We start from the raw sequence: 25,243 nt of genomic DNA, 5'->3' as shown, positions 1-25,243 counted from the left end.
CGGTCAGCCCGGTCATCGACGGCCAGCCACGTCGGCGGCGAATGCGGCAACCCAGGTCAGTGCGGAGTTCCAGTTGATGGTGATCTCGTTGACCGACCAGGCTTCGAGATTGTCGACGTAGCAGAGCTGTGGGGCGCACCCGTGTAACCAACTCGCCGAGAGCGGGTCCTGGAGGCTGGAGTTGGGCCCACCGGCAACCGATCCCACCGGCGGGCTCGGCAACCGGGCGTCGAAGGATTTCGCGTACCACCGGCTGTGCTGGTTCTTCGCGTCGTTGCTGCCGTAGCCGGTGATGTAGGACTGCCCGAGGGCGTTTCGGCCCAACAGGTAGTCGAGCCCCTCGAAGACGGCGTCGGCGTACCTGTCGTTGCCGGTGAGGTCGTAGGCGGTGGCCAGGACGACCTGGTTGTTCAGCATGGACGCGTTCGAGCCCCAGTCGTAGCGTCCCGTGGTGGGGGTGTAGGTCTGCCCGAAGCGCTCGGCCTTCTGGAACGAGATCAACCGGTCCCCGGCGGCGACCACCCATCCCTTGATCTGTTCACGGTCGCTCAGCTCGGTGCCGAACCGCGCCAGGTCGAGTTGGGCCAGCGCGGCCACCGAACCCCAGTAGAAGCCGTTCTGGCTGAAGGCCGCACCGGCGGTGTGGAACCGGCTGACCCGGACGGCGGTGAGGTAGGTGGCGTCCTTGGTGGTCAGGTACAGCTCGGCCGCGGCCCAGTAGAACTCGTCGGAGACGTCCCCGTCGTTGTAGGGGCCCCCGCCGCTGCGGTCCTCGTATGGTGCGAAGAGTGCCGGGTTGGCCCGGGCCGCGGCGTACGCACGTTCGGCCGCCGCCCGCAGCCGGGCGGCGAAGCCGGCGTCGTATGCCTGGTAGATCCTCGCTGCCTGGGCCGCGACGGCGGCCAGGTTGAGGGTGGCCGCGGTCGACGGGCGGTGCAGTTCCCGGGGTTTCCGGTCCTGGTGCGGCAGCATCGGCGGCCCGGTCCAGGTCTCGTCGTGCACCTTGTGGTGGACCATGCCGGCCAGGGGGAGGCCGTCGGGCACCTGCATCTTCAGCATGAAGTCGAGGTTCCAGCGGGCCTCGTCGAGGATGTCCGGGACACCGTTTCCGCGTTCCGGCACGGCGAGGGTGCCGTCGCCGAGCGCCGCCGGCCGGTTGCGCTCCCAGGCCGACAGGAGTTGGTAAGTCGCGATGCCACCGTTGACGACGTACTTGCCGTGGTCGCCGGCGTCGTACCAGCCGCCGGTGACGTCCAGCCGGTAGGCGCAGGTCCAGTTGTTCAGGAACGTTTTCGGCTGCTGGCAGGGCACCTGGGTGTCGCCACCGCCGGGTGACTCCGCGACGTGCCCGGCCGGGCGGGCGTACGCCGCCCCGGCGATACCCCCGTCGATCGCGATGCCACTGCGGTTGGTGTAGAAGAAGCGTGTCGCGTCGGTGCGCAGCCGGTCGTACAGATCGGCGCGGATGTCGAACGGGTGACTGGGCTTGTCGACCCAGCCGTCGTACACCAACTCGAACCGGCCAGTGGCCGTGACGTGGCTGAAGTCGATCACGTGGGTGATGGCGCTGGCCGATGCGTCGAAGCCGGTCGGGGTGGTTCGGCCCGTCGCCACCGTCGCGCCGCCGCCGGCGCGGCGCAGCGTCCACGGCACCGCGTGGGACGCGCCGTACCGCAACGTCGCCCGTTTGGGCCCGTTGGGCAGGTAGCCGTGTTGGTTCACCGTCAGGTCCGGTCCGGTGGCGGCCTGGTACGCGTACTCGGCGCCGGTGAGCGTCACGTCGTCCATGCAGAACTCGTACGGCGTGCTGGACTTGCCGAGGCGGAACTGGAGCTGGGCCAACCGGTACGGCTCCGGGTAGGTCGTGGTGATGGTGTACTCGTACTCCTTCCAGGCGGTGCCGGTGGTGAAGCCCTTGTTCAGGTACGTGACGTTGCTGGGGTTGTCGAAGGGCGCGAGGTAGACCAGCGGGTTCGCCGCCGTGTTCGTGCGGGCGCGGAACCGCAGCGTGTACGTGGCGCCGCCGGGCAGGTAGATGCTGTTGTGCCCGACCAGGACGTCCCACGGGTTGGTGGACGCGGGCGCGGTCACGCAGAAGGTCCCGCCGTCCAGTTTCGGCGTCATCCCGGCGTTCACCCACCACGGTTTGTCCGTGCCGGTGAACGTGCTGTTCTGCAACAGCCGGCCGTCGAGCTGCGGTCGCGGTGGCCCACCCCCGTACGCCGGCAGCGTTCCCGCCGGCAGGTCCTGCCCGCCGCCCTGGCCGGGCTGCCCCGGGCCGGGATCCGCGCTGCCGTACCGGGGCAGCAGCCAACCGTCGAGGCCGCCGGAGGCGGCGCTGACCAGGACGAAGTCGCTGATCAGGTCGGCGTCGAGGTCGGCGAACAGGCCGGTGGTGCCGGCGAACGGGCCATCGTCACGGATCGGGCCCAGTGACCGCCAGCCGGTCGTTGCGCTCCACGGTGCGCCGGTGTTCTCCCAGGCCTGCACTTTGCCGCTGGGGTAGTCGACGCGCAGCACGTCGGCCCGGCGGTCACCTGTGACATCCGTGAACGACGTCTGGTAATAGCCGTCGGCGGGGGTCGCGAAGCCGCTGACCGAGTGCCAGTCGCCCGGCACCGGCGTCCGGCCCGGGGACCGGTTCTCCCAGAGGCTGGCGTGGCTCAGCCGATCCGAGTTGATCAGGTCGTCGTCTCCGTCGCCGTCGATGTCGACGAAGCGCGGGTTCTCGTAGAGCAGGTTGTTGGCCACGGTGGTGGGTGATCCCCATCGTTTCTGCGCGCCGTCGGACTCGTTGCGGGACATCCAGATGACCCGGGTCCCGGTGGGCGACTCGTCTGCGGTCAGCAACCGGAGGTAGTCGTCCCGGTCGTCGCCGTCGAGGTCGCCGAAGTGCACAGTCCCGGGCAGACCCCGGTCCGGAGGGCTGATGTCACCGAGGGCGGTCCAGGTGGATCGGGCGCCGTCGTTGCGCCACGCCGGTATCCGACCGTCGGGCTGGACGATGACGTGATCGGCGTCGCCGTCGCCGTCGAGGTCGGGGAAGTGGGTCTCCGAGCCGGCCGGGGTGGCGTCCCGGAACTCACCGATCGGGTCCCAGCGCGGGCCGATGCCGTTGCGGGGCTCCGGGCGCCACTGGTAGAAGTCCTGCCCGACCACCAGCCGCGCTCCGAGAGCGTTGGCGGAGGGTTGCAGGGAACCGCCGAGCCCAGGCGTGAAGATCTGCCCGTCCTTGAACTGCCACCGGGACACCTCTGCCTGCTCCGAGCAGAGGGTGCTGCCGGTGCTCCGGGAGTTCGCGTCCCAGGACAGGCACCGCTCGGTCGCCGGGTCGGCCTGCGGCCAGGCGAGCTGGTACTGGCCTCCCGCCGTGCTGAAGCGCACCTGGAGGGCCTCGTCGAGGCTGCCGCGCGGCGTCCTGACGTGTGGGCCGATGTCGTCGCCGTCGTTCGTCTTCAACGCGATCACCGCGTGCTCCAGGTGGCGGGCGAAGAAGCGGTACGTGTCGCCGGGGACCGGGGCGTAACAGTCCCGCTCGGCGGTCGTCCGGGGCGCGAGGCCACCGCCGGAGCCACAGCCGGCGTTCGCGACGTAACGGACATACCTGTGGTCGGAGTTCCCGCCGCGAACCTCGGCGTTGATGGTGTTGTTGTTCCCGTTGCTGGCATAGGCGAAGTCCAGCTCTTCGCCGCCCTCGTGGGTGGGCTGGCCCGCCGCGACGATGTGGCTCTGCAACGCGGCCGGCATCCGTGCCGGGTCCTGGTTGAAGTCGGCGAGCACCATCCATTCGCCGGTGGGGCGGCCGGCCATGAACTGCCGCGCCGTCTCGATGATGTCGGCGGCGTCGTTGGCGCGGTCCGCACCGTTGGACAGCGCGTGGGCGGTGAAGTACCAGTCAGAGCCGATCTGGACGCCCATCATCGGCCGCGAGTTGAATCGCCCGCCTACCGGCAGGATCACGGCGTCGCTCACCGTCTCCCGGGTGACGATGGCCAGGCCGTTGCGTTGTTGACCGGTGTCGGCCCAGTAGATCTGCACGAGGTCCGGGCGGTCGTTCGTGCCGATGTTGTACAGATGCTCGGTGACGCCGGCCTCGGTGAACCTCCGATCGGTCCACACGGCCCGGGGGGGAGGTTCGCTGCCCGCCTCCTGGAGCGCGGCGACCTGCACCCCTTCCTGGTTGAGCATCTGCTGCACACCGGCCACCCACCGCGACTCCGGAGGCCCTTCGCCCCCTTGACGCTGGCCCTGCATGTTCCAGGACCCCACGGTCAGGTCCCGTGCTACCGCTGCCGCCGGTGTCGACGGTTCCAGGGCGTACAGAACCGTCGACACCGTCGTCAATGCGATGATCGCGGCCAGCCGCCTGCGCACCATGCCCACGTCAGATCCTCCAGACCGACCTCGTCGCCCGCCACCGAGATCACGGAGACGATGCGGCAGCGGAGCCCCGCACCGCATCGGTAGAAATTGCCTATCCGGGCCTGAGCGGCCTCGACGTGCCCTGGTCCAGAGCGGATCCGGTGTGGTCAGCCCAGTCGATTCAGTTTCTCGCGAGCGGCGGTGTCGGGCCGAGGCGTGAGGACCACGAGGCGCAGGTCGGTGTTCTGGGTGGTCAAAACGTTGGCGTCCAGCGGGATGGCGCCCACGTCCGGGTGTACGGCGGTCTTGTGCGCGCTCTCGTGAGGGGCCACCGCGCCGAGGGCCCAGAGGTGGCAGAACCTGTCGTTTCCGGCCATCCGCGAGATCAGTGCCGCCACGTCGGGATCGTTGGGATAGCGGGCGCTGGTGGCGCGCAGGTCGGCCACCAACGACTGCTCGAAGTAGGCGCGCTCGGTGTCGGTCTGGCGGACTCGGGGGTTTCGGGATTCGAACTGGACGATCAGGGCGTTGCGATCGTCGGCGATGGCGCCGGTGGGGTCGCCGAAGACGGCCGCGAACAGCCGGTTCCAGTGCAGCAGCCGCCACACGGCGTCGTAGACGGCCACCGGGGTGTCGTCGAGGTGGTCGATGACGCGGTGCAGGCTGCCGGGGATCAGGTGGGGTATCCGGTCCGGGGCCGCGGCGAAGCCAGCAAGGCGCATCAGGTGCGCCTCCTCGTCGTCGGAGAGTCGTAGCGCGCGGGCCAGGGCGGTGCACACCTGCGCCGATGGTGTGGCGGCCCGGCCCTGTTCGAGGCGTGCCACGTATTCGGGGGAGATGCCGGCCAGTGCTGCCAGCTCGCCGCGTCGTAGCCCGACGACGCGGCGAGGTGATGCGTTCGGGAGACCGACAGCGGCCGGGTCCGTGCGATCCCGCCAGGCCCGCAGCGCGGCTCCGAGGTCATTCATGAACCCCATGATCCGCCATCGGTCCTCCGGGGAGCTGGGTGGTACCGGCGGTACGCGGAAGACCTGTGCCTTCCACAGTGGTAGCTCGGCCCTTCAGGATGGGGATCATGAGCAAAGTGACCAGGATGCATCACATCGGAGTGCCGGTCAGCGATTTGACGCGGTCGGTGAGGTGGTACGAGGACGTCCTCGGCATCGCGCCGAACGGCGTGACGATCTCGGCGACGAACCCGGCGATCGGTGCGGTTGTCGAGGTCGAGAACGCGTCGATGCGGGCATCCTTCGCGTTGGCCGGTGACAACGTCCTGCTGGAACTCATCCAGTACGACAGCCCGCAGCCGAGGCCCTTCACCGGGCGCAACTCTGACGTTGGGGTGATGCACCTGTGTTTTGAGGTCGACGACCTCGACTCGGCGCACCGCGACCTGGTGCGGCGGGGCGTGCACGTCAACGCCGATCCGGTCGTGCTCCAGGACGGCGATGGCGTCGAAGCGGGGGCGCTGGCCGGGACGAAGATCCTCTATCTCCGTGACCCCGACGGCATCCAGCTGGAACTGTTCGAGTTGCCCTCGTAGGAGCGCCGACTCCGGACCCGGCGCCCGTCCCGGTCGGTGCGCTGCTCTGGATACCATCGGTGGGGCCGAACAACCGGAGGGCACCATTCGTCTGGCGACACGCAGAAGCTGATGACAGATATCAGGTCGGGAATGTTCGTCGCTCGCGAGGCGGAGTTGGGCGAGATCGCCTCGGTGACGGCAGCCGCGGCGCGGGGCCGTGGCGGGGCGATGCTCGTTCTCGGTGACGCGGGGATCGGCAAGTCGACGCTCATCGGTGCGGCCGTTTCGCGGCTCGACGGATGGCGGGTGCTGCGGGCCGGTGGTGTCGAGTTCGAGAGCGAACTGCCCTACGCGGCCCTGCACCAGTTGTGCGCGCCCGTGCTCGACCACCGCGCCGGGCTCCCCGTACCGCAGCAAAGCGCGCTCGACGCGGTGTTCGGGCTGCACGCCGGGGTCACGCCGACCCCGATGCTTGTCGGGCTGGCCGTCCTGGGCCTGCTGAGTGCCGTAGGCCGGCGCAGGCCGGTGTTCTGCGTGGTCGACGACGTGCAGTGGATCGACGCCGGCTCGCGGCAGGTACTGGCCTTCGTCGCGGCACGCGTGGCGGTGGAGCGGGTCACCATGGTGTTCGCTGCCCGCGACGCCGCCTCGGTGTCGGAGCTCGGTCGCCTGCCCGCCCTCACTCTCACCGGGCTCTCCGATTCGGAATCCCTCACCCTGCTGCGGTATCGGGCACCATTCGGCCACGAGGCGGCGATCGTGCAACGGATCCTCGCCGAAGCGGCCGGCAACCCGCTCGCCCTGGTGGAGTTCGCCCGCGACGCCGGACCGTTCGGGCTACCCGGGGACGCCGGGCACCGCGCCGTGGAGCACCGGTTCGTGCGTCGGTTCCTGCGGCTGCCGACACCCACGCGCTCGGTTCTGGCGCTGGCCGCGGCGGAGCCGACCGGCGACCTCGTTCTGCTGCGCCGCGCGATGGCGATCCAGGGGCTGGACGCCGTGGACCTGGCCGCGGCCGAGGACAGCGGCCTGTTGGTGACCGGGCCCCGGGTGCACTTCCGACATCCGTTGGCGCGTTCCGCGGTGTACCTGTCGACTGGCGCCGGGGCGCGCCGGCAGGCACACGCGGCGCTCGCCGCCGGTACGGACGCCGACGTCGATCCCGACCGTCGCGCCTGGCACCAGGCGAACGCGATCACCGGCCCGGACGATGAGACCGCGGCCGAGTTGGAGCGTTCGGCCGGGCGGGCACAGCGCCGCGGCGGATTCGCGGCCGTGGCCGCGTTCCTCGAGCGTGCGGCCCGACTGACACCCGGCCGGTCGCGGCAGGCCCGGCGGTTGTTGGCCGCGGCGAGGGCGCGGTTGGGTTCGGGGGAACCCTCTGCCGCCCGGGAGTTGGTGGACGAGGCCGAGCGTCTCCAGCCGGACCACGCCGGCCGCTGCGCCGCGCGACTGCTGCGCGCGATGATCGACTATCACGTGACGCGCAGTATCCCGGCGACGATCGCGCTCATCGACGCGGCCGACGGCGTGGGGCCCGACGAGGTCCGCGAGACCTACCTGGAGGCGTTCGCATCGCTCATGTTCAGCGTCGACGAGCCGGGGAGGTTACGGCATCTCGCCCTGCACATCCGGGAACGGGTGCCCCAGCGTCAGCCGCCACGTCCGGTCGACCTGCTGCTGCAGGCGTTGGTCGAGCAGAACCTCCGCCCGGTGGACGAGGCGATGCCCATGATGCGCCGTACGGTCGACGCCTTCCGGGACCACGCCCGCACGTCCGACGCGGATCCGTGGTGGATGGAACGTGCCTGCGTGTTGAGCGTCGACCTCGGTGACAGCGACGCCATGGAGGAGATCGCCGACCGTCAGGTGGAGCTCGCCCGGGCACAGGGCGCCTACGCGATCCTTCCCCATGCACTGCGCTTCCAGGCGGTCGCCCGGACAATAGTGGGCCGCTTCGCCGACGCGCAGGTCAGCATCATCGAGGCGCGTGCGGTCGACGAGGCCGCCGGGACGTCAAACCTCGTCGGGTCCGACCTGATGCTTGCCGCCTGGAGCGGGGACGTCGAACGGTTCCGCGAGATCCGGGAGAAGCTGCGCGACTGGGTGGGGGTGAAACCCACCGCGCTGCACTACGCGATCGGGGTTCTGTGCAACGGCAGCGGCGACCATGAGGCCGCGATCGACGCGTTGCTGCTCGTACGGGATCAGCACCAGCGCGGGGCGTACGCCGCCTCCGTCTTCCACCACGAGCTGGTCGAAGCCGCCGCGTTCGTCGGACGTCCCGAGGAAGCCAAGGAATCGGCTGAATGGATCGGGGATGTCGCACGGGTCAATCCGAACGCGTGGACGACCGGTGCGCAGCTACTGGCGAGTGCGCTGCTCGATCCGGGGCTCGGCGCGCAGGACCACTACCGTGCCGCGATCAGCCGGTTCGCCGGGAGCAGGATGCGAGTCCACCACGCGCGTGCCCGACTGCTCTACGGGCAGTGGCTGCGACGGGTCGGCCGTCGCGCCGAGGCGCGGGTGGAGCTGCGCGCCGCGCACGAACTGCTCTCCACCATCGGCGCGCGCGGGTTCGCCGGCCGCGCCGCCCGCGAACTGGATGCCATCGGCGAGCCGACCCTGGCCGACGACGCCGATCCGCTCGCGGGGCTGACCGCCCGCGAACTACTCGTCGCCCGCAAGGTCGCCTCCGGCGCGGGCACCAAGGAGGTCGCCGCGCTGCTGTTCGTCAGCCCGCGAACGATCGACGCCCACCTGCGCAACCTCTACCGCAAGCTGGGCATCACCTCACGCCGGCAGCTACGAGAACTACTCCGCTGACGGAGCCGGGCCGACCGGGCGACGAAAGGGCCCCGCCGGTCCGAGACCGGCGGGGCCCGCCGGGTCACGTCAGCGCTGGGCGCCGGGCCCGGTCACACTCCCGTTCGGCACGCGTCTTCAGCTCCGTCAGCCACGTCTCCAGGCCCGCCCCGAGAGCCATGGTGGAGAAGGCGACGTCCTGCTCCACCTGGTCCCCGCGCCACGTCTCCTCGGTACGCACGAGAACGCGACCGTCGATCTCGGTGAACGTCCACACGTGCACCCCCTCGTCGATGCGCAGCCCCGCACCGATCGCCGGGCCGTCCCACCGAAGGCACCTCTGGTGTTGAAGCTGCCGGACGGTGGACGTGACGACGAGGGTCGTGGCGGGATTCAGCGCGGTCTCGAGGACCGGTGTCGTCCATCGGAAGGATGAACCGGGACGCAGTGGGCCACGATCGAGCCGCTTGCTGGAGGAAACCGGCTTCTGCCACGACGGCCAGCGTTCCACGTCAGTCTGCAACTTCCAGACGGTTCGCAGCGGAGCGTCGATCGTCGTCTCCGTCCGATAGCGAATCTTCGCCGCGGTGTCGACAGTCCGTCCCGCACATCGCACCGTCGCGTGGTCGGCACTGACATCGCGCCTGACCTCGGCCCGAGCCGGCGCACCCGCGGTGCCCACGAGGCCGGCCACGACCACTGCCGTCGCGACGGCAAACACACGATTCTTCACGGGGCGGTCACCGCCTCGGCGGTGGCCTTGAGTCGTTCCAGCCACCTGGCGAGGGTCGTGTCGAGGCCCTCCTGGAAAGGCCCAGGGTCGGCATCGACAGGCGGGCCGGCGAAGGACTCCTCGGTCGACACCTGCACGCCGTCGCCGGCCGGAGTGAGCGCCCAGACGTGGACACCGAGGACCCCGTCCGGTCCGTCACCGTATCCCCGCCACACGAGGCGTTCCCGCGGCCGTACCTGAACGATCGTCGACTCGATCTCCATGCCCGCGGCCGACCAGCGGAACACGGAGCCCGGGGCGAGCGGACCGGGTGTTTCCACGCGTGCGTACGGGATTTCTGGCAGCCAGGTCGTCCACGCGTCGATGTCGGTGAGGATCCGCCACACGGCTTCCGCCGACGCGGTCACCGTGACGCTGTGGCGGCTGACCACCGGTGCCGACACGTCAATGCCGGCTTCGCCGGTGTCCGTAATGTTCTCCATCGTGAAGCCCCTCTGCGGTCACTGACCATCGGATCGCCGGGCATGAGCGAGCCGCTAGATCCACACCCGGCAGAAGCGATCGTGCCAAGACGGCAACGGCTACACATCGGCAAGAACTACCTAGTGTGCGGTACGTGGGGGCCGCCCACGGGAAAGATCCTTACCTCCGTGCCTGCACCGGCCTCAGCCCGACAGGTTTTCGTCGAGTCGCAGCGGCGCTGCTGGGATTATCCCGGGACTCCTTGCCGTGCTGATGCTCGAGTTCGGCGTGAGTGGCAGGTGGGTTGTCTCCGCGGTGCCTCTCGATGTCGGCGTGAGCGGCGAGGTCGGCAGGGCTGTCGGCGACGGTGTGCGGGCTGCCGTCCAGGGCGCGGTAGGAATCGGGTCGGCGGGCCCACACGTACAGATCGAAGCCCTTGTCGGCGATCGCCCGCGCCATCGGTGCGCCTTGGTCGCCCCGGCCGATGAAACCGACGGTCATCGCTTCAGCAGACCCCTGGCAACGTCCCACAGGTGAGCGGCGTTGTCGGCGTCGACGGCCCAGGCGGCGACACCCTTGCCGAACATCTCTGGCGGGGCGGTCAGGGTCGGGGACTCGTTGCAGTCCTCGAAGTAGCGGCCGCCGACGCCGTCGAGCAGCGGGGAAGCGGCGAGCAGGACCGAGGTGGCGGCGCCCTGTGGCGGGGTCTTGCGCAGGTGTTCGGGCGTGCGCAGGCCGCCGGTGTGCTTTTGCAGGCCGGTGGCGATCGCTCCGGGGTTGAGCGAGTTGGCGACGATGCCCTCGGCGTTCCACCGGCGAGTGGCCTCGACGGCGAGCAGGACGTCGCCGGTCTTCGACTGGCCGTAGGCGGTCCAGGGGTTGTAGTCGCGGTGGACGTAGTCGATGTCGTCGTAGGTGATGTCGGACATGAAGTGGGCGTTGGAGGAGACCGACACGATCCGTGCTTCGCCGGCGGCCGCCAGGACGTCGTGTAGGCCGACGGTCAGCGCGAAGTGGCCGAGGTAGTTGGTGCCGAACTGCAGTTCGTGGCCCTGGGCGGTGAGCCGCCGGTCGGGTACGGCCATGACGCCGGCGTTGTTGACGAGGATGTGCAGCGGGCCCTGCCAGGCGCGGGTGAAGGCGTCGACCGAGTCGAGGTCGGCCAGGTCGAGGGGGACAACCCGAATGTCGCCCGGCGTGCTCTCGGCGACCTGTCGGCCCGCGTTCACGTCGCGGGTCGCGATGGTGACCTCGGCGCCGGCCGTGGCCAGGGCGCGGGTCGTCTCGCGCCCGATGCCGGTGGCGCCGCCGGTCACGATGGCGCGTTTGCCGGTGAGGTCGACCCCGGCGAGAACCTCGTCGGCGGTGCTCTCGAACCCGAATGGAGTGGTAATCAGATTGGACATGTCAACGACGGTACGGCCGTGCGGGCGGACGTACCTGGGGTTGTCGTTCATAGGAACGTCGCGCGCAGTTTCGCCAGTTTCGACTCCGACTCGCTGCCGGGGCGGGCGTGGTGGATGACGAGGAACTGGGCGTCGGTGCCGGTGATGTGCAGCCGCTCGTACATCAGCTCAAGGTCACCCACGGCCGGGTGGTGCAGGGTCCGAACGCCGGCGGCGGTCTCCCTCACGTCCTGCCGGTCCCAGATGGCACGGAAGTCGTCGTCGGTGGTGCGCAGCTCGTCCACCAGATCCTTGAGCTGCTCGGAGCCGGCGTCCGCGCCGAGGACGAGTCGGGCGTTGGCGACGACCTCGGCGACCACCGTGGACCACTGGTCGTACATTGCACGGACCGTGGGGTCGGTGAACGCCACCCGCAGCAGGTTGGCCCCTTCCGGTTGGCCCGGGAACAGCGCCCCGGCGAGCGGGTTGGCGGCCAGGACGTCCAGGTATTTGCCGTGGGCGAAGACGGGCACCTCGTGCAGCCCCTGGATCAACAGGCGGATGCCTTCCGGCAGCTGCTCGCGATCGTCGGAGGCGGGGGTGGTCCGGGGCTGGTCGGCGAGCTTGCGCAGGTAGCTCGCGCCGTCCTCGTCCAGTTGCAGGGCACGGGCGAGCGCATCGACCACCTGCGGGGACGGGCTGTCGTTGCGGCCCTGCTCCAGACGTACGTAGTAATCGGGGCTGATCGAGGCCAGCTTCGCCACCTCCTCGCGGCGCAACCCGCGGACGCGCCGCAGCTTGCCGTCGCGTTCGACGGGACGTAGGACAGCGCGCCGCGCGCGGAGGAAGTCACCCAGGGGCGTCGGCTCTGGCACGGGACCAAATCTACCGATGACCGAGCCGTTTCGTACGGACACGCCGACCCAGTCCAGGCGGGTCGATCGTCGTGGCGAGGCTCATCTGCGAGGTTTCGGCCGGCACGCTGGGTTGCGGTGCCGCCGGGGTGAGCGGGTAGATCGCGGTCTCGGCTTCGATGGTCCACGCGTGGTGGTCACAGACAATGATCTCTCGCAGCGTGCAGCCTAATGCTCCAGGGCATCCCCGTGCACCTGTTCACCGCCAACAGTGGCTGCTCGCTGCGCCGTGAGAGCGAACTGCTGCTCTACCTGCGTCGCCGCACCGAGCCGGCGGCCTGGAAGTATCGCGCCGTTGACGAACTCGACCTCTTCCTGCTCTTTCTGCACGGAGGACGCTATGTAGAACCGGACCCGCAGAGGAGATCGGAGGCGCTGCCGTGGGCGGCGCCCGCGTCTCCCGCAGACCTTCGTCGTTTCGAGGAACAGCAGCCCGAACTCGTCTGCAGCTATACAGAACCACTTGATGCTTGGTATGACGCGCAACTCGATCCGAACGAGGCTCCGGCAGACAAGTCACGTCTCACCGCAGACCAACGGCTCCTGGAACTTGTCGATCAGGTCACCGCGACCGGAGCATCGGGCTGGCTATCGACATCGACAGCACTGCTGGAAGGCAACTGGAAAGTCCAGCAGTCATTCGGCCGATACGCCGCCGATCTCGCCAAACTCGTGCGCCGCGACCGACAACATCACTCCATCACACATCTGATGGGCGAGACTTCCGGTAAGCCTGTCCTACTTGTATGGGCATGCCACGCTCCAGAGGAAGACGCCGGCACCGCCGCCTCCTACCTGATGCCATACCTGCAAGCAAAGAGGCACCAGACAAGCGGATGCAGAGCCACATGTCTGCTTTTCGACCCCACCGGCCGACATCTCACGCGTCTTCTATTCGACAACCGGCTACCTGGACCGGACTCCCTGCTCGACCAGGCTGCGGCTCGTCTCGTCTCGTCCCGCTCGAACGAATGAAGCAGGCCACGCCCCCGGCCCATCCGGCTACCGAAACCCCGTCGATGAACCCCGCCCAGCCTTGTGGTGGGGCCGGGATTGACCACCCGATGCCGAGGTGGGACCGGATTCGACGGCTATGCCGAGGGTCCAAAACCTACGAATATCGCCGTTTCGGAATCCGTCCCGCGTGGGGCTAGGTATCGATCCCCCCTCGGAGACAAACCATTACCTCACGGTGCGCGCCGAGATCGACCGCAGCGCGCACCGTTTGCGTTTCAGGCTGGTCGTTCAGCCGGCGGCCGAGTTGCCGGCCGTGTCGCACCTGCCGGGCGACGAAGGGTGAGCGACGGAATAGCCGGGCGGTTGCAGGTTTCCTACGGCGGGCGGGGCCCGTGCGGCTAATTGCACCACGCCCTGCGGGTGACTGTCGTATCCGTTCCGATCGGCGCCAGCGTCTCCCCGGCGACCCGCCGGAGGGTCACCGGGTCGGGTCCCGCGTGGGCCGCAGACGAGCCCGGGCCCTTCGCGGCACGACGCCGTGCCGGTCTGCCGACCCGTCGGCCTGCGGGCTCACCGACGCGAGGCCGCGCGAATGTCGACCCAACGGCCGACGATCCGCCGAATTTCCGGGAACGCGCCGACGGGGTGGCAGCCGACCATTCTTTGAGCACCGGCGAACACCGCTCGAATATTGGTGAACAATGGCGAGAGATTGTTCTCTCAGGTTTTTCGTGACCCGTCACAGGAAAGGTTGCTGCGATCTGGGCCGCCAGTGACGCGAAATGAGAGGGTGAATCTCTTGCCAGTCGTTTGCGGGCGGTCTGGTCATGGCGCGGCGACCGGTGCGGGTGTGTCAATTCCGGCGCCGGTGCGTCCGGTCGCCTCCCGGGATTCTGGGGACGGACACCCCTCGGCCGCACCGGCCCGGTGATCCGCTGCGGGCCGTCGTGGTGGTCGTCGCCGCTCGGCGGGCGTCCGCGCCGGTGAGCCGGTGCTGGTGCGCCGCCGTGCAGCGGGGCGGTGCTGACCTGCGGCGTAAGCGCTGTTCAGGAGGGCTCGCGGTGCTGGCTCGACCCGGTTCGTCCGGAAGGGAGGGGCCGGGCCGGGTGCGCGGGGAGCGCCTGCGGGGCGCCCGTCGGCGGCGCCGGGCACCCGGCCCGGCCCACGCCCGGCGCCGAATGGAGGAGCCGGGATTATGTCGGTGGTGGTTGCCCCGGGCAAAGGATCAAATCAGTCTCGCCATCGTCTCGAAACTGTGCTATCGCGCCTCGGGCGCCGTCGGATAATGGCCTCGGGTCGATTCCGCAGGATGCCGCTTTTGGCTTGGGGCTTTCTGCGCTACCGTTCGTGCAGGCACCGCTGCGGCCGTGCGGCTGGGTTGATAACCATCAGTGCTAGTCGATACGAAACGGGGGCGATTCTAATCCTTGCACATGGACCTGAGTCAGTAAGTATTCGACCAGGCGTGACGAAAAGTTGCGCGTGCGGCAGCAGACGGGGAGGAAATCGTGTCGGTCGGTGAGGTGGAGGTGGGCGAGCGGTCCGGCTGGCTGAGCTGCGCCGGGTGTCGCCAACTGGTCTACGGCAAGCGGTGGACGCGGAACCTCGGCGTCTGCCCGTTCTGTCAGCATCACGGGCGGCTCACCGCCCGGGCCCGGATCGCCGGTCTGGTCGACCCCGGGTCCTTCGCGGAGATCACCGCCCCCGAGGGGGCCGTCGACCCGCTGGGCTTCGTGGACTCGATGCCGTACCCGCAGCGACTCGCGCGGGCCCGGGGTGCCACCGGCGAGCGGGAAGCCGTGGTGGGTGGAACGGCCACGGTGGACGGCCACCCCGTGGCCCTCGCGGTGATGGACTTCCGTTTTCTGGGCGGCAGCCTCGGCACCGGCACCGGTGAACTGATCACCCGGGTCGCCGAGGAGGCCCTGGCGCGCGCGGTGCCAGTGCTGCTGGTCCCGGCCTCCGGCGGGGCGCGGATGCAGGAGGGCATCCTGTCGCTGTTGCAGATGGCCAAGGTCAGTCAGGCGCTGGACCGCCTGCACGAGGCCGGTCTCCTGGTGGTCTCGATCGTTACCGACCCCACGTACGGCGGGGTGGCGGCCTCGTTCGCCACCCAGGCCGACGTGATCCTTGCCGAGCCCGGTGCCCGGCTGGGGTTCGCCGGCCCCCGCGTCATCCGCGACACCATCGGCCAGGAGCTGCCGCTGGGCTTCCAGACCGCCGAGTTCCTCCGCGAGCACGGGCTGGTCGACCTGGTCGTCGACCGTTCCCGGCTGCCGGAGGTCGTCGGTCGACTCCTGGCGGCGGCAGGGCGCACCCCTCGTGCGGCGCGCGGACACGGTCCGGTCGGGGCTGCCGCGCCCGCGCCCCGGCCGCTCGAGCGGCCGGTGCGGCCCGGCACGGACGCCTGGGCGGTGGTGCAGCGCGCCCGCGCCCTGGATCGGCCCACGGTACGGGACTACGCGGGGCGGATCTGCGACTGGTTCCTGGAACTGCACGGCGACCGTCTCGGCGCGGACTCCGCCACCATGGTGGGCGGCCTGGCCCGCATCGGTGACCGGCACGTCGTGCTCGTCGGCACGCAGAAGGGGCACAGTACCCGGGAGGTGCTGGCGACCAACTTCGGGATGGCGGGCCCCGAGGGCTACCGCAAGGCGATCCGCCTGTTCTCGCTCGCCGAGAAGCTGCGGCTGCCGGTGGTGACGCTGGTCGATACCCCCGGAGCGTACCCGGGGCTGGACGCCGAGCGGCACGGGCAGGCGCACACCATCGCGGCGAGCATCCTGCGGTTGGTGGGTCTGCGGACGCCGGTGGTCTCGGTGATCACAGGGGAGGGGGGCAGCGGTGGCGCGTTGGCACTCGCCGTCGCGGACCGCACGTTCATGCTGAGCAACGCGGTGTACTCGGTCATCTCCCCGGAGGGCTGTGCGGCCATCCTGTGGAGTGCGCAGGACGCACCCCGGGCGGCCGCCGCCCTGCGGCTGACCGCGCCGGACCTGCTGGACCTCGGTGTCATCGACGGTGTCGTGCCCGAGCCGGACGGCGGTGCGCAGCGTGACCCGGACGGGACGGCGGTCCGGCTGCGCCGGACGATCGAGGACGCCCTCGCCGCGCTCGACGGCGTCGACGTCCAGGAGGTCGTGGCGCGGCGCCGCGCCCGGCTGCGAGCGATCGGAGCCCCCGGGGAGGCTGCGGTACCCCCGCCGGACGGGACGGTCCCCGACGGTGAGCGGCCGAGCGTCGGCTACCTCGTCGGGCCGGTGGCCCGATGAGCCGCGACGAGGCGGCCCCGCTGGCGGCGTTGCGCTCCGCCGCGCAGCGGATCGCCGGGGACGTGCGGGGTCCGCTGCGTCGGATCCGACTGACCGACGGGGCGGCGACCCTGGAGATGGTGTGGGCCGACGGCGACCACGTCGGCGAGGTCGCCGGAGCGGTCGCCGGGCACCCCGTCGCCGCCCGGGAGGTGTCGGAGCAGGCCGAGCCGCCGGCCGGCACCGTGCTCGTCCCGGCGCCCCTGGCCGGGACGTTCTACCGGGCGCCGGAGCCCAGTGCCGCGCCGTTCGTGCTGGCTGGCGACATGGTGGGCCGGCGGACGCAGGTCGGGATCATCGAGGCGATGAAGCTGATGATCGAGGTTCTCGCCGACGCGGAGGGCAGCGTCGTCGACGTGCTCGTGGGCGACGGTGAGCTCGTTCAGCACGGGCAGCCGTTGATGGTCCTGCGGGTGCCGGTCGGGGCGGAGAGGGGTTGAGGGTGATGGGGGAGCACGTGCGCGTTTCCACCGGTGCCCGGCCGGCACGGGGACCAAGGAGGGCCGGCGGTGACGAGTGATGTCGCGTACTGGCGGGTCGCGAAGCCGTCGCGCGCACGCGGACGCCCCCGCAAGTCCGAGGTGGATCGGGCGCTCCTCGCCGCCACCGTCCAGTTGCTCGCCGAGGGCCTCACTCTGGACGCGCTCTCCTTCGGCAAGATCGCGGATCGGGCCGGTGTGAGCAAGGCGACCATCTATCGCCGGTGGCGGGACAAGCGGGGGCTGTTGGAGGCCGCGCTCAAGGATCTCGAACGGCGCCCGGTGCGCCCCCTGCCTCGGGCCGGTTGCGCACACGACGATCTCGTGATGACGCTGCGGCAGATCCGCCAGTGGCTGCACGAGAGCCCAGAAGCGCAGATAATGCCGCAGTTGGTGGGCGAAATCCGACGTAATCCGCGACTGGTGGAGAACTATTTCGTCCGGATTCTCCAGACCGAGCGGCATCGGCTGCGGCAGATACTCGACCACGGCGTGGCGACCGGTGACTTTCGTCGGGATCTCGACACCGAACTGGTCAGTCGGATGCTCTACGGCATGCTGATGGTCGACATGTGGCGGCTGTTCCACCCGGGGCCGCCCGAGGCGGTGCCCGCCGTGGACGAGACCGAGCGGGCGGTCCGTGAGCTCACCCGGGGGTTGCTGTCGACGCAAGTCGGCCCTGCTCGGCGCCCGGTATTTAGCCGGCAAAAGGCATAGTGGCGCGGGGTGGCGATGCGGCCCTGATCGATGTCCGATTCGAGCAGTTAGCCCGCTATCTTTAGCCAATTATTTCCTGTTGATCACTTTATCCGTTCGAAGTATGCTGCCCTCGATTCTTGTCCGGTAGCAAGCTAACTATGGGGGATTCATGGGGTACGGAATTTTCAGTATGCGACGACGAGGGAGATCCGCCGTCGCCCTCGCGGTCCTGGCGCTGATGGGGACGACGCTCACCGCGGCGCCGGCGCCGGCGGCCGCCCCCGGGGCAGACAGCCGTCCGGCGATCTTGCTGAACGGCAACTGGCCGGGCTGGCAGAAGGACGTCCTCGGAACGCGCTTCAACCCGGCCGAGAAGAAGATCACCCAGTCCACCGTCGGCAACCTCAAGCTCAAGTGGGCGTTCGTCTTCCCGGACATCGACGGCGCCAACGGATCGCAGCCGGCGGTGGTGGACGGCGTCCTCTACGTGGGCTCCCGCGACTCGAAGTTCTACGCGCTCGACGCGGTGACCGGCGCCACCAAGTGGGTCTTCGACCGCACGCCGATCGCCGGTCCGTCCGATGTAAACAATCCCAACCCGTCACGCAGCGGCCCCGCCGTCTCCGGCAACCTGGTGGTCTTCGGTGACAACCGCGGCTACCTCTACGCGCTCAACAAGGAGACCGGGGCCCTGGTCTGGCAACGGCGCCTCTCCGACCACCCCGCGACGGTGGTGACCAGTTCGTCGCTCATCTTCAACGGCAAGGTGTACGTCGGGGTCTCCAGCAGCGAGGAGCAGTACGCCGCCAACGACCAATACCCGTGCTGCACGTTCCGGGGTCAGCTCGTCTCGCTCGACCTGAACACCGGTGCCGTCGTCTGGCGGCACTACACGATGCCGCCGGCCGTGCAGGTCGGCACGACCCCGGACGGCGTCGCCCGGTACGAGTCCTCCGGCGCGGCGGTGTGGGGCAGCCCCGTCATCGAGCCCATCTCCCGGACGGTCTACTTCGCCACCGGCAACAACTACACCGGCGCGGGCGGTGACGGGGACACCGTGGTCGCGGTGAACGCCGACACCGGAGCACTGCGCTGGAAGCAGCAGATGACCGAGTCCGACTCCTGGACCGTCGGATGCCTCCTGCCAACGCCCAAGCCCAACTGCGAGGGACTCGAGGACGGCACCAACCTCGACTACGACTTCGGCGCCACGCCCAACATCTTCTACGCCAACAACCGCCTGCTGGTGGGTATCGGCCAGAAGAGCGGCATCTACCACACCTTCGACGCCCGGACCGGCCAGGTCGTCTGGCAGCAGCAGCTCTCGATCCCACAGCCCAACGGTGGCAAGTCGGGTATCCAGTGGGGTTCCAGCTACGACGGTCGACGGCTGTACGTGGCCACCTGGGAGGCCAACCCGGGCACGCTGTTCGCGCTCAATCCGGCCACCGGCGCGATCCAGTGGACTACGCCGAACCCGTCGAACGGGTGCAGCACCGGCGGGGCGGTCGCGTTCCCGGACAACTGCCACCTGGCTCACATCTCGGCGGTGACCACCACGCCGGGCCTGGTCTACGAGGGCAGCGCCGACGGGAAGTTCCGCGTCTACAACTCGAACACCGGCGCGGTGCTGTGGTCCTACGATACCGTCCGCACGTTCACCGGGGTCAACGGCGAGACCGGGTCGGGCGGCTCGGTCTCCGGCAACGGCGGGGCCGTCGTCGCCAACGGCATGGTCTACGTGCAGTCCGGCTACTACAACTTCTACGGGATCCCCGGGCGGGTGCTGCTCGCCTTCGGGCTCTGACGATTCGGACAACGGTGCCGGTACCATCTGTGACCGGATGGTACCGGCACCGGTCCGGCCACCGACTCATTGGCTCGACCTTCCGTTACTTGGCTACGCTGCCGGGATGGCCGGCAATCCTGTTGATCGAAACTTCCTCACCACGCTGAGTCTGGTCTCGCGGCGGCTGAAGAGCGAGGCCGAACGCCGCCTCGTCCAGCACGGCGTGCACGCCGGCCAGCAGTTCATCCTGGAGTGCCTCTGGGACCGCGACGGCCTCACCCCCGGTGAGATCGCCCAGCGGATCAAGGTCGAGGCGCCCACCGTCACCCGGGCGATCCAACGCATGGAGGCCTCCGGCCTGGTGGTCGTCGGCGCCGACGAGTCCGACGGGCGGCGGATCCGGATCTGGCTCACGAACAAGGGAACCTCGCTGCGCAAGGTCGTTCCGCAGGTGGTGGCGAGCCTCGCGGCCGACGCCCTGGCGCAGCTCACCGCAGACGAACGCGACGAATTCGTACGGCTGCTCGGCCTGGTCTCCGACGCTCTCGCATCGACGGCGTCGGGCCGGCCGGCAGACGAGGCCCCGGCCGGGGTCCGCTGACCCAGGGGACGTCGGCCGGCTCCTCGGCCGTCCTGCCGAGAGGAGCGAACGACGTGCCCACCGAACCGATGTACCAGGGCGACCTGATGCCCTTCCTGCGTGCCCACGACTGCTTCCGGCGAGACCTCGCCCGGGTGGAGGCGCTGCTGACCGCCGACGAGCCCCTGACCGGGGCGCGCGCCGAGGCCCTGGCCGCCTACTGGGACGGTGTCGTCGAGCTGCTGGAGCACCACCACCGCACCGAGGACGACAACATGCTCCCCGCGCTCGTGGAACGGATGCCCTCGGCCGCCCGGATCGTCGACGACCTGGAACGGGAACACGTCGAGCTGCAACACCTGCTCGACGAAACCACTCCGCTGGTCACCGCCCTGGCCGGGCCGCAGGCCGACCGCCCGGCCGCCGCCGAACGGGTGACCCGGCTGCGCCGGCTCGTCGAGACGCACCTCGATCGGGAGGAGGAGACCTTCGTACCCCTGTTCAGCCAGGCCTTCACCCGCGCCGAGTGGTTCGACATCGAGGCCCGCACCACGGCGGCGCTCACCCGCGACGGGCTGCTGCCCTTCGCGCTTCCCTGGGCCGCGGAAGGGCTCGACCCGGCGGTCATGGACCTGGCCCTCCAGACGCTGCCCGGGGAGACCCGGGAGGCCTACCACCGCGACTGGCTCGCACGGCACCTCGCCCGCGTCCGGCTGATCTGGGGCGCCGCCGACCCCGCGCCGGCGGCGGAGACCCCGGCGTGAGCCGGACGACGCCCGGCACCGTGCTGGTCACCGGTGCGACAAGTGGCATCGGCCAGGCCACGACCGTCCACCTCGCCGAGGCCGGGTGGACCGTGCTGGCGCACGGCCGCGAGCCGGCGGGCGCCGAACGTGCGTGCCGGGCCCTGGCGCAGGCCGTTCCCGGCGCGCGGGTCGAACCGCTCGCGGCGGACCTCGGGTCGCTCGCGGAGGTGACGTCCCTGGCCCGGCAGGTGGCCGACCGCCCCGATGGCCTGGACGCCCTGGTGAACAACGCGGGTCTCTTTCTCGCCAGCGACGACCCGACCCGGCGGCGCACCTCCGCCGACGGCTTCGAACTCACCTGGGCGGTCAACCACCTCGCCGCCCTCGCGCTGGCACTGGACCTGGTCTCGGCGTTCGGCGACGACCGGCTGCGGCACGTCGTCAACCTCAGCTCCGGCATGCACCTGCGGGCCGACATCGCCTGGGAGGACCCGGACCTGCGGCGCGGCTGGGACGGGCGCGTCGCGTACGCCCAGTCGAAGCTCGCGCTCACCGCGTGCGCGGTCGAGCTGGCCCACCGCCGCCCGGCGGGTCCGGCGGTGACCGCCGTCAGCCCCGGCTATGTGGACACCCGGCTGGTGCGGGCCGCGTTCGGCGGGCCCGCCCTGCCCCCGGCGGTGGGCGGCTGGCACGTCGCCCGGCTGCTGATCGAGGATCCGTTCCCCGGGGTGCAGGGCGCCTACGTCGACCGTGTGGCGCTCGCCGAGCCGCACCCGCTGGTCGGTGACGCCGCCGCCCGCGACCGGCTCTGGGAGCTGAGCACCGGTCAGCTCGCCGCCGCGCGGGACCGCGCCCGCCAGTGACACCCGCCCGCGCCGGGTGCGCGGACGGCGAACGCTTCGGTGACACGGGCATCCGTGTCACCGAGGCGTCGCGTGCGCTCAGCGGAGCGCGTGGGCGAGCAGGTCGACCTGCTGCGGATCGGTGGTGCAGGGGAACAGGATCAACTCCGCGCAGCCGGCCTTGGCGAAGCCGGCCACCGCCGCGCGGAGCGAGTCCTCGTCGGTGAGTGCTCCGGCGGCGATGAACTGCGCCGCCGGGCCGAGGAACGAGTAGTAGTCGGTGAGGTACCGCTGCGCCGCGCCGCGCGCACCGGCGCCCAGCGCGAAGTGGCCGATGCTCACCAACCGGGGATCCCCGTCGCGCCCGTGCCTCTGCCAGGCCTGCCGGACCTTCTCGGCGAACTGCTGGAAGATGGCCGCGTCGCCGCCGGCCGCAATCCATCCGTCGGCCTGCCGGGCCACCCGCTCGATGGCGGCGTCGGCCCGCCCGCCGAGCAGGATCGGGCAGCCGGCGGCCGGACCGGCCGGTGCGTCGTGGCCCGATCCGTCGGTCCAGGCCCGGCGCAGGTCGTCGATCACCCGTGTCAGGCGGGCGCCGCGCTGCTCGTAGCGCGCCCCGGCGACGTCGAAGTCGTCGCGCCGCCCGCCCGCGCCGAGACCGAGAACGACCCGCCCGCCACTGAGTTCCGTGAGTGCCGCGACCTGCTTGGCGAGCAGCGCGGAGCTACCCCGGTACGGGGCCACCAGTACCGACGTGGCGAGCCGGATGCGGGAGGTGACCGCCGCGGCGGCCGCCAGAACGGTGAGCGGTTCCAGGTTGGGGTAGACGAGTCGGTCCAGGACCCCGAGCGAGCTGAAGCCGAGCGCTTCCGCGCGCCGGGCCCATTCCGTCACGTCCGCGCCGCGTACGCCGGGTACCGCCGCGGGCAGGCCGATGCCGATGTCCATGTCGCTCCTCACTGTGCCGGCCGGTGGCCGTTCGGGCCGGCGTTCGCGCCGACCTCCAGCCCGGTCAGGAATAGGTCGACGATCCGGGCCGCCGTCGCCTCGGGGTCCGGGACGATCCCGGAGGTGCCGTCGGGCTGCCCGTCGGGAAGCATCAGCCGGGACATGACGGTGCCGGCGAGCACCGTCACCGTCAGCTCCACGTCCAGGTCGCCCCGCAACTCGCCGCGGTGCACGCCGCGGCGCAGGGCCGCCCGCAGCGCGGCCATCCGGGGTTCGAGGACGACCCGGTGGTACTCCTCGCCGATGATCGGTGCGGCCCGCATGCCGCTGAGCAGGTGCGGCAGCGCCCGCGCCGACGGGCTGTGGGCGGCCCAGGTGAGGAGTTCTCGCAGGACGCCGACCAGTACCTCGCGGACCGGGCCGCCGGTCACCTGCGTCGGAGCCTCGCGCAGTTCGGAGAGGGCAGCGGCCACCATGACGTACTTGTTCGGCCAGCGCCGGTAGACCGTGGCCTTGCCCACGCTGGCCCGGGCGGCGACCGCCTCGACCGACAGGACGTCGACGGACACCCCCTCACCGAGCATCTCCAGCGTCGCCACCATGATCGCCTGGTTGGCCGTCTCACTGCGGGGTCGCCCCGGCGCTCGGCGGCCGTTCTGGCCGACGGCCTCGCGCCGCGGATGCTCCGGCCCGTAGTGCTGCTGCGCCGGCCAGCGGGCGACCCGACGCCGAAGCGGCTCCTCGGTCTCCGCCCCGGCGCTCATCGGGCACCCGCCCCGGCGTCCCCGGCGGGCCGCGCCGCGGTGCCGAGCAGCTGGGTCAGCAGGTCGGTCGAGTGCCGGCCGGCCGCGAAGTCGGCGCTGCGCAGCACCTGCCGCAACAGGTCCCGGGTGTGCCGGATGCCGGAGCCCTCGATGACCACCTCGGCCAACGCACGGTCCATCCGGGCCAGCGCCGCCGTCCGGTCCGGCCCCCACACCACGATCTTGCCGAGCAGCGAGTCGTAGTCGGCGGTCACCACGGTCCCGGGTGCGACATGGGTGTCCACCCGGGTGAACGGCCCGGCGGGCAGGCGTACGGCGTCCAGCCGGCCCGGAGTGGGCAGGAAGTCGCGGTCCGGGTCCTCGGCGTTGAGCCGGCACTCGACGGCGGCACCGCGCGCCACGGCGGACGACTGTTCCAGGGCCAGTGGCTCCCCGGCGGCCAGCCGGATCTGCTGGGCCACGATGTCCACGCCGGTGACCATCTCGGTCACCGGATGCTCCACCTGGAGCCGCGGGTTGACCTCCATGAAGTAGAAGTTCTCGTGCTCGTCGACGAGGAACTCGACGGTGGCCGCGCCCACCAGCCCGGCGGCCTTCACCCCGGTCAGCGCGGCCTCGGCCATGGCCTGCCGGGTCTCGGGGGACAGCCCGGGAGCCGGGGTCTCCTCGACGAGTTTCTGGTGCCGGCGCTGTACCGAGCAGTCGCGGTCCCCCAGGTGCACAGCCGCCCCGTACCGGTCGCCGAGCACCTGGAGCTCGACGTGGCGGGCGTGGCGCAGGTAGCGCTCCAGGTAGACGCGGTTGTCCGAGTAGAGGGCCTGCGCGGCGGCGCGGGTGTCCCGGACGGCGCCGACCAGCTCCCCGGGGTCCCAAGCCACCCCCATGCCCTTGCCGCCGCCGCCGGCGACCGCCTTGACGATGACCGGGTAGCCGATCCGCTCGGCCGTACGCAGGCCGTCGGCCTCGTCGAGCAGGATCGAGTCACCGCCGGGTAGCAGCGGCACGCCCACGCCGCGCATCAGGTCGCGCGCCGACGCCTTGTTGCCGAGGCATTCGAGGACGGCGGCGGCCGGCCCGATGAAGGTGAGCCCCTCCGCCGCGCACACCTCGGCGAAGTCGGGGTCCTCGGCGAGAAATCCGTAGCCGGGGTGGACGGCGTCGGCCCCGGTCATCCGGGCGGCTTCGACGAGGGCCGGAACGTTGAGGTAGCTGCGCGCGGCGGGGGCCGGTCCGATGTGGACGGCCTCGTCGGCGAGGTGGGTCACCGGTGAGCCGGCGTCGGCGCTGGAGTAGACGGCGACGCAGGGGATGCCGAGTTCGCGACAGGTACGCGCGATTCGGAGGGCCACCTCGCCGCGGTTGGCGATCAGGATCTTCCGGAACATGTGGCGACTCCTCGCGGGTCAGATGGCGTGGCCCGGCTGCGCGGCCGCGACCTCGACAAGTGGTTGGCCGTACTCGACCGCGCGACCGTCGTCGACGAGCACCCGGCACACGGTGCCGTGCACCCCGGCGGGGACCGGGCTGCCGACCTGCATCGACTCCAGCAGCCCGACCGGTGTGTCCGGATCGACCGGCTGGCCCGGTGTGACCAGCGGTGGGGCGCCCGGTTCGGGGGCGAGGCGGAAAACGCCGACGGTCGGCGCGGTGACGACCACCGGCACCTGCGCCGGGGGGTCCGGCTCGGGTGTCTCCGGTTCCGGTGTGCCGGGGAAGTCGGCAGGGGCCCACTCGATCTCCACCTGGGCGTCGCCGACCGACAGGACGACCGAGCGTAGTCGCCCGGTGGCGTCCACGGCGAGCTGTCGCGCCTCGTCGGCCAGGGCCGCGACCAGCGGGGACGGCAGGTCGGGCAGGGGCGTCGTGGCGATGGGATGCTCTACGTTGATCATTGCTTCCTTCCGGGTCGGATCGAGGCGCGGCCAGCACGGGTCGGCTCGAT

Annotated in this window: 21 protein-coding genes; 10 read left to right on the top strand and 11 right to left on the bottom strand. The window is 70.7% G+C overall.

The genetic code is table 11. The features are described from left to right. Positions 1-12 precede the first annotated feature (12 nt). Together AB0B57_RS30300 and AB0B57_RS30295 are read right to left on the bottom strand one after the other, a co-directional pair. Complete coding sequence (locus tag AB0B57_RS30300) at positions 13-4,377, bottom strand: glycoside hydrolase family 9 protein (protein ID WP_357077476.1); 4,365 nt, start codon at positions 4,375-4,377, stop codon at positions 13-15. A gap of 152 nt (positions 4,378-4,529) precedes the next feature. Then, positions 4,530-5,330, bottom strand: coding sequence for a helix-turn-helix transcriptional regulator (locus AB0B57_RS30295; RefSeq protein WP_357077392.1), 801 nt, complete (start codon positions 5,328-5,330; stop codon positions 4,530-4,532). 107 nt (positions 5,331-5,437) lie between these two features. Between AB0B57_RS30295 and AB0B57_RS30290 the strand changes: the two genes are divergently transcribed. After that, the gene (locus AB0B57_RS30290) at positions 5,438-5,905 is read left to right on the top strand and encodes a VOC family protein (RefSeq protein ID WP_357077388.1); all 468 of its coding nucleotides are present in this window, start codon (positions 5,438-5,440) and stop codon (positions 5,903-5,905) included. 111 nt (positions 5,906-6,016) lie between these two features. Continuing rightward, a complete protein-coding gene (locus AB0B57_RS30285; protein WP_357077385.1) occupies positions 6,017-8,713 on the top strand; it encodes an AAA family ATPase in 2,697 nt (898 codons plus the stop codon). A gap of 64 nt (positions 8,714-8,777) precedes the next feature. Here the strand turns inward: AB0B57_RS30285 and AB0B57_RS30280 are convergent, their stop codons facing one another. From AB0B57_RS30280 to AB0B57_RS30260, 5 genes are all read right to left on the bottom strand, one after another. Continuing rightward, positions 8,778-9,425, bottom strand: coding sequence for an SRPBCC family protein (locus tag AB0B57_RS30280; RefSeq protein ID WP_357077382.1), 648 nt, complete (start codon positions 9,423-9,425; stop codon positions 8,778-8,780). Continuing rightward, entirely contained in the window at positions 9,422-9,907 is a 486-nt protein-coding gene (locus AB0B57_RS30275) for an SRPBCC family protein (RefSeq protein WP_357077379.1), read from the bottom strand. Before AB0B57_RS30275 ends, AB0B57_RS30280 begins: the two co-directional genes overlap by 4 nt. A gap of 160 nt (positions 9,908-10,067) precedes the next feature. Then, positions 10,068-10,388, bottom strand: coding sequence for an NAD(P)-binding domain-containing protein (locus tag AB0B57_RS30270; protein WP_357077376.1), 321 nt, complete (start codon positions 10,386-10,388; stop codon positions 10,068-10,070). After that, entirely contained in the window at positions 10,385-11,293 is a 909-nt protein-coding gene (locus tag AB0B57_RS30265) for an SDR family NAD(P)-dependent oxidoreductase (RefSeq protein WP_357077373.1), read from the bottom strand. Before AB0B57_RS30265 ends, AB0B57_RS30270 begins: the two co-directional genes overlap by 4 nt. 47 nt (positions 11,294-11,340) lie before the next feature. Then, a complete protein-coding gene (locus AB0B57_RS30260; protein ID WP_357077370.1) occupies positions 11,341-12,147 on the bottom strand; it encodes a helix-turn-helix transcriptional regulator in 807 nt (268 codons plus the stop codon). 210 nt (positions 12,148-12,357) lie between these two features. Here AB0B57_RS30260 and AB0B57_RS30255 point away from each other — a divergent pair, with 210 nt between their 5' ends. The 8 genes from AB0B57_RS30255 to AB0B57_RS30220 all read left to right on the top strand — a co-directional run bounded on the left by AB0B57_RS30255 (position 12,358) and on the right by AB0B57_RS30220 (position 21,610). Then, on the top strand, positions 12,358-13,161 hold the full coding sequence (locus tag AB0B57_RS30255; RefSeq protein ID WP_357077368.1) for a hypothetical protein: 804 nt from the start codon (positions 12,358-12,360) through the stop codon (positions 13,159-13,161). 1,490 nt (positions 13,162-14,651) lie between these two features. Then, the gene (locus tag AB0B57_RS30250) at positions 14,652-16,415 is read left to right on the top strand and encodes an acetyl-CoA carboxylase carboxyltransferase subunit alpha/beta (RefSeq protein WP_357077365.1); all 1,764 of its coding nucleotides are present in this window, start codon (positions 14,652-14,654) and stop codon (positions 16,413-16,415) included. Next, complete coding sequence (locus AB0B57_RS30245) at positions 16,412-16,894, top strand: biotin/lipoyl-containing protein (RefSeq protein WP_357077362.1); 483 nt, start codon at positions 16,412-16,414, stop codon at positions 16,892-16,894. Before AB0B57_RS30250 ends, AB0B57_RS30245 begins: the two co-directional genes overlap by 4 nt. A gap of 69 nt (positions 16,895-16,963) precedes the next feature. Continuing rightward, positions 16,964-17,650 (top strand): TetR/AcrR family transcriptional regulator, encoded by a 687-nt coding sequence (locus AB0B57_RS30240; protein WP_357077359.1) that lies wholly within the window; start codon positions 16,964-16,966, stop codon positions 17,648-17,650. A 151-nt stretch (positions 17,651-17,801) separates the two neighbouring features. After that, positions 17,802-19,439: a PQQ-binding-like beta-propeller repeat protein gene (locus tag AB0B57_RS30235; RefSeq protein ID WP_357077356.1), complete on the top strand. Its 1,638-nt coding sequence runs from the start codon at positions 17,802-17,804 to the stop codon at positions 19,437-19,439. Between the two features lie 106 nt (positions 19,440-19,545). Then, positions 19,546-20,022, top strand: coding sequence for a MarR family transcriptional regulator (locus AB0B57_RS30230; protein ID WP_357077353.1), 477 nt, complete (start codon positions 19,546-19,548; stop codon positions 20,020-20,022). 53 nt (positions 20,023-20,075) lie between these two features. Continuing rightward, on the top strand, positions 20,076-20,765 hold the full coding sequence (locus tag AB0B57_RS30225) for a hemerythrin domain-containing protein (protein ID WP_357077350.1): 690 nt from the start codon (positions 20,076-20,078) through the stop codon (positions 20,763-20,765). Beyond that, entirely contained in the window at positions 20,762-21,610 is an 849-nt protein-coding gene (locus tag AB0B57_RS30220; RefSeq protein ID WP_357077347.1) for an SDR family NAD(P)-dependent oxidoreductase, read from the top strand. The genes AB0B57_RS30225 and AB0B57_RS30220 overlap by 4 nt, the downstream gene beginning before the upstream one ends. 78 nt (positions 21,611-21,688) lie before the next feature. On the opposite strand, the gene AB0B57_RS30215 is transcribed toward AB0B57_RS30220, so the two are convergent. The 4 genes from AB0B57_RS30215 to AB0B57_RS30200 are packed head-to-tail and all read right to left on the bottom strand — an operon-like array spanning position 21,689 to position 25,193. Beyond that, a complete protein-coding gene (locus tag AB0B57_RS30215) occupies positions 21,689-22,537 on the bottom strand; it encodes an LLM class flavin-dependent oxidoreductase (RefSeq protein WP_357077344.1) in 849 nt (282 codons plus the stop codon). An 8-nt stretch (positions 22,538-22,545) separates the two neighbouring features. After that, positions 22,546-23,301 carry a TetR/AcrR family transcriptional regulator gene (locus AB0B57_RS30210; RefSeq protein WP_357077341.1) on the bottom strand — a complete coding sequence of 252 codons (756 nt, stop codon included), beginning with the start codon at positions 23,299-23,301 and terminating at the stop codon, positions 22,546-22,548. Continuing rightward, positions 23,298-24,686, bottom strand: a complete 1,389-nt coding sequence (locus tag AB0B57_RS30205) for a biotin carboxylase N-terminal domain-containing protein (protein ID WP_357077338.1) — start codon at positions 24,684-24,686, stop codon at positions 23,298-23,300. The genes AB0B57_RS30210 and AB0B57_RS30205 overlap by 4 nt, the downstream gene beginning before the upstream one ends. Positions 24,687-24,704: 18 nt before the next feature. Then, on the bottom strand, positions 24,705-25,193 hold the full coding sequence (locus AB0B57_RS30200) for a biotin/lipoyl-containing protein (protein WP_357077336.1): 489 nt from the start codon (positions 25,191-25,193) through the stop codon (positions 24,705-24,707). Positions 25,194-25,243 lie beyond the last annotated feature (50 nt).

Origin of the sequence: Micromonospora sp. NPDC049101 (genome assembly GCF_040648675.1) — a bacterium.
Taxonomy (GTDB): Bacteria; Actinomycetota; Actinomycetes; order Mycobacteriales; family Micromonosporaceae; genus Micromonospora.
This window is presented reverse-complemented; position numbering and strand designations above follow the sequence as displayed.

Bases quoted from the DNA above. Each gene is read 5' to 3' on its own strand.
- AB0B57_RS30300 (WP_357077476.1), bottom strand. From the start codon at position 4,377: ATGGTGCGCAGGCGGCTGGCCGCGATCATCGCATTGACGACGGTGTCG.
- AB0B57_RS30295 (WP_357077392.1), bottom strand. From the start codon at position 5,330: ATGAATGACCTCGGAGCCGCGCTGCGGGCCTGGCGGGATCGCACGGAC.
- AB0B57_RS30290 (WP_357077388.1), top strand. From the start codon at position 5,438: ATGAGCAAAGTGACCAGGATGCATCACATCGGAGTGCCGGTCAGCGAT.
- AB0B57_RS30285 (WP_357077385.1), top strand. From the start codon at position 6,017: ATGACAGATATCAGGTCGGGAATGTTCGTCGCTCGCGAGGCGGAGTTG.
- AB0B57_RS30275 (WP_357077379.1), bottom strand. From the start codon at position 9,907: ATGGAGAACATTACGGACACCGGCGAAGCCGGCATTGACGTGTCGGCA.
- AB0B57_RS30270 (WP_357077376.1), bottom strand. From the start codon at position 10,388: ATGACCGTCGGTTTCATCGGCCGGGGCGACCAAGGCGCACCGATGGCG.
- AB0B57_RS30265 (WP_357077373.1), bottom strand. From the start codon at position 11,293: ATGTCCAATCTGATTACCACTCCATTCGGGTTCGAGAGCACCGCCGAC.
- AB0B57_RS30255 (WP_357077368.1), top strand. From the start codon at position 12,358: ATGCTCCAGGGCATCCCCGTGCACCTGTTCACCGCCAACAGTGGCTGC.
- AB0B57_RS30245 (WP_357077362.1), top strand. From the start codon at position 16,412: ATGAGCCGCGACGAGGCGGCCCCGCTGGCGGCGTTGCGCTCCGCCGCG.
- AB0B57_RS30235 (WP_357077356.1), top strand. From the start codon at position 17,802: ATGGGGTACGGAATTTTCAGTATGCGACGACGAGGGAGATCCGCCGTC.
- AB0B57_RS30230 (WP_357077353.1), top strand. From the start codon at position 19,546: ATGGCCGGCAATCCTGTTGATCGAAACTTCCTCACCACGCTGAGTCTG.
- AB0B57_RS30215 (WP_357077344.1), bottom strand. From the start codon at position 22,537: ATGGACATCGGCATCGGCCTGCCCGCGGCGGTACCCGGCGTACGCGGC.
- AB0B57_RS30210 (WP_357077341.1), bottom strand. From the start codon at position 23,301: ATGAGCGCCGGGGCGGAGACCGAGGAGCCGCTTCGGCGTCGGGTCGCC.
- AB0B57_RS30205 (WP_357077338.1), bottom strand. From the start codon at position 24,686: ATGTTCCGGAAGATCCTGATCGCCAACCGCGGCGAGGTGGCCCTCCGA.
- AB0B57_RS30200 (WP_357077336.1), bottom strand. From the start codon at position 25,193: ATGATCAACGTAGAGCATCCCATCGCCACGACGCCCCTGCCCGACCTG.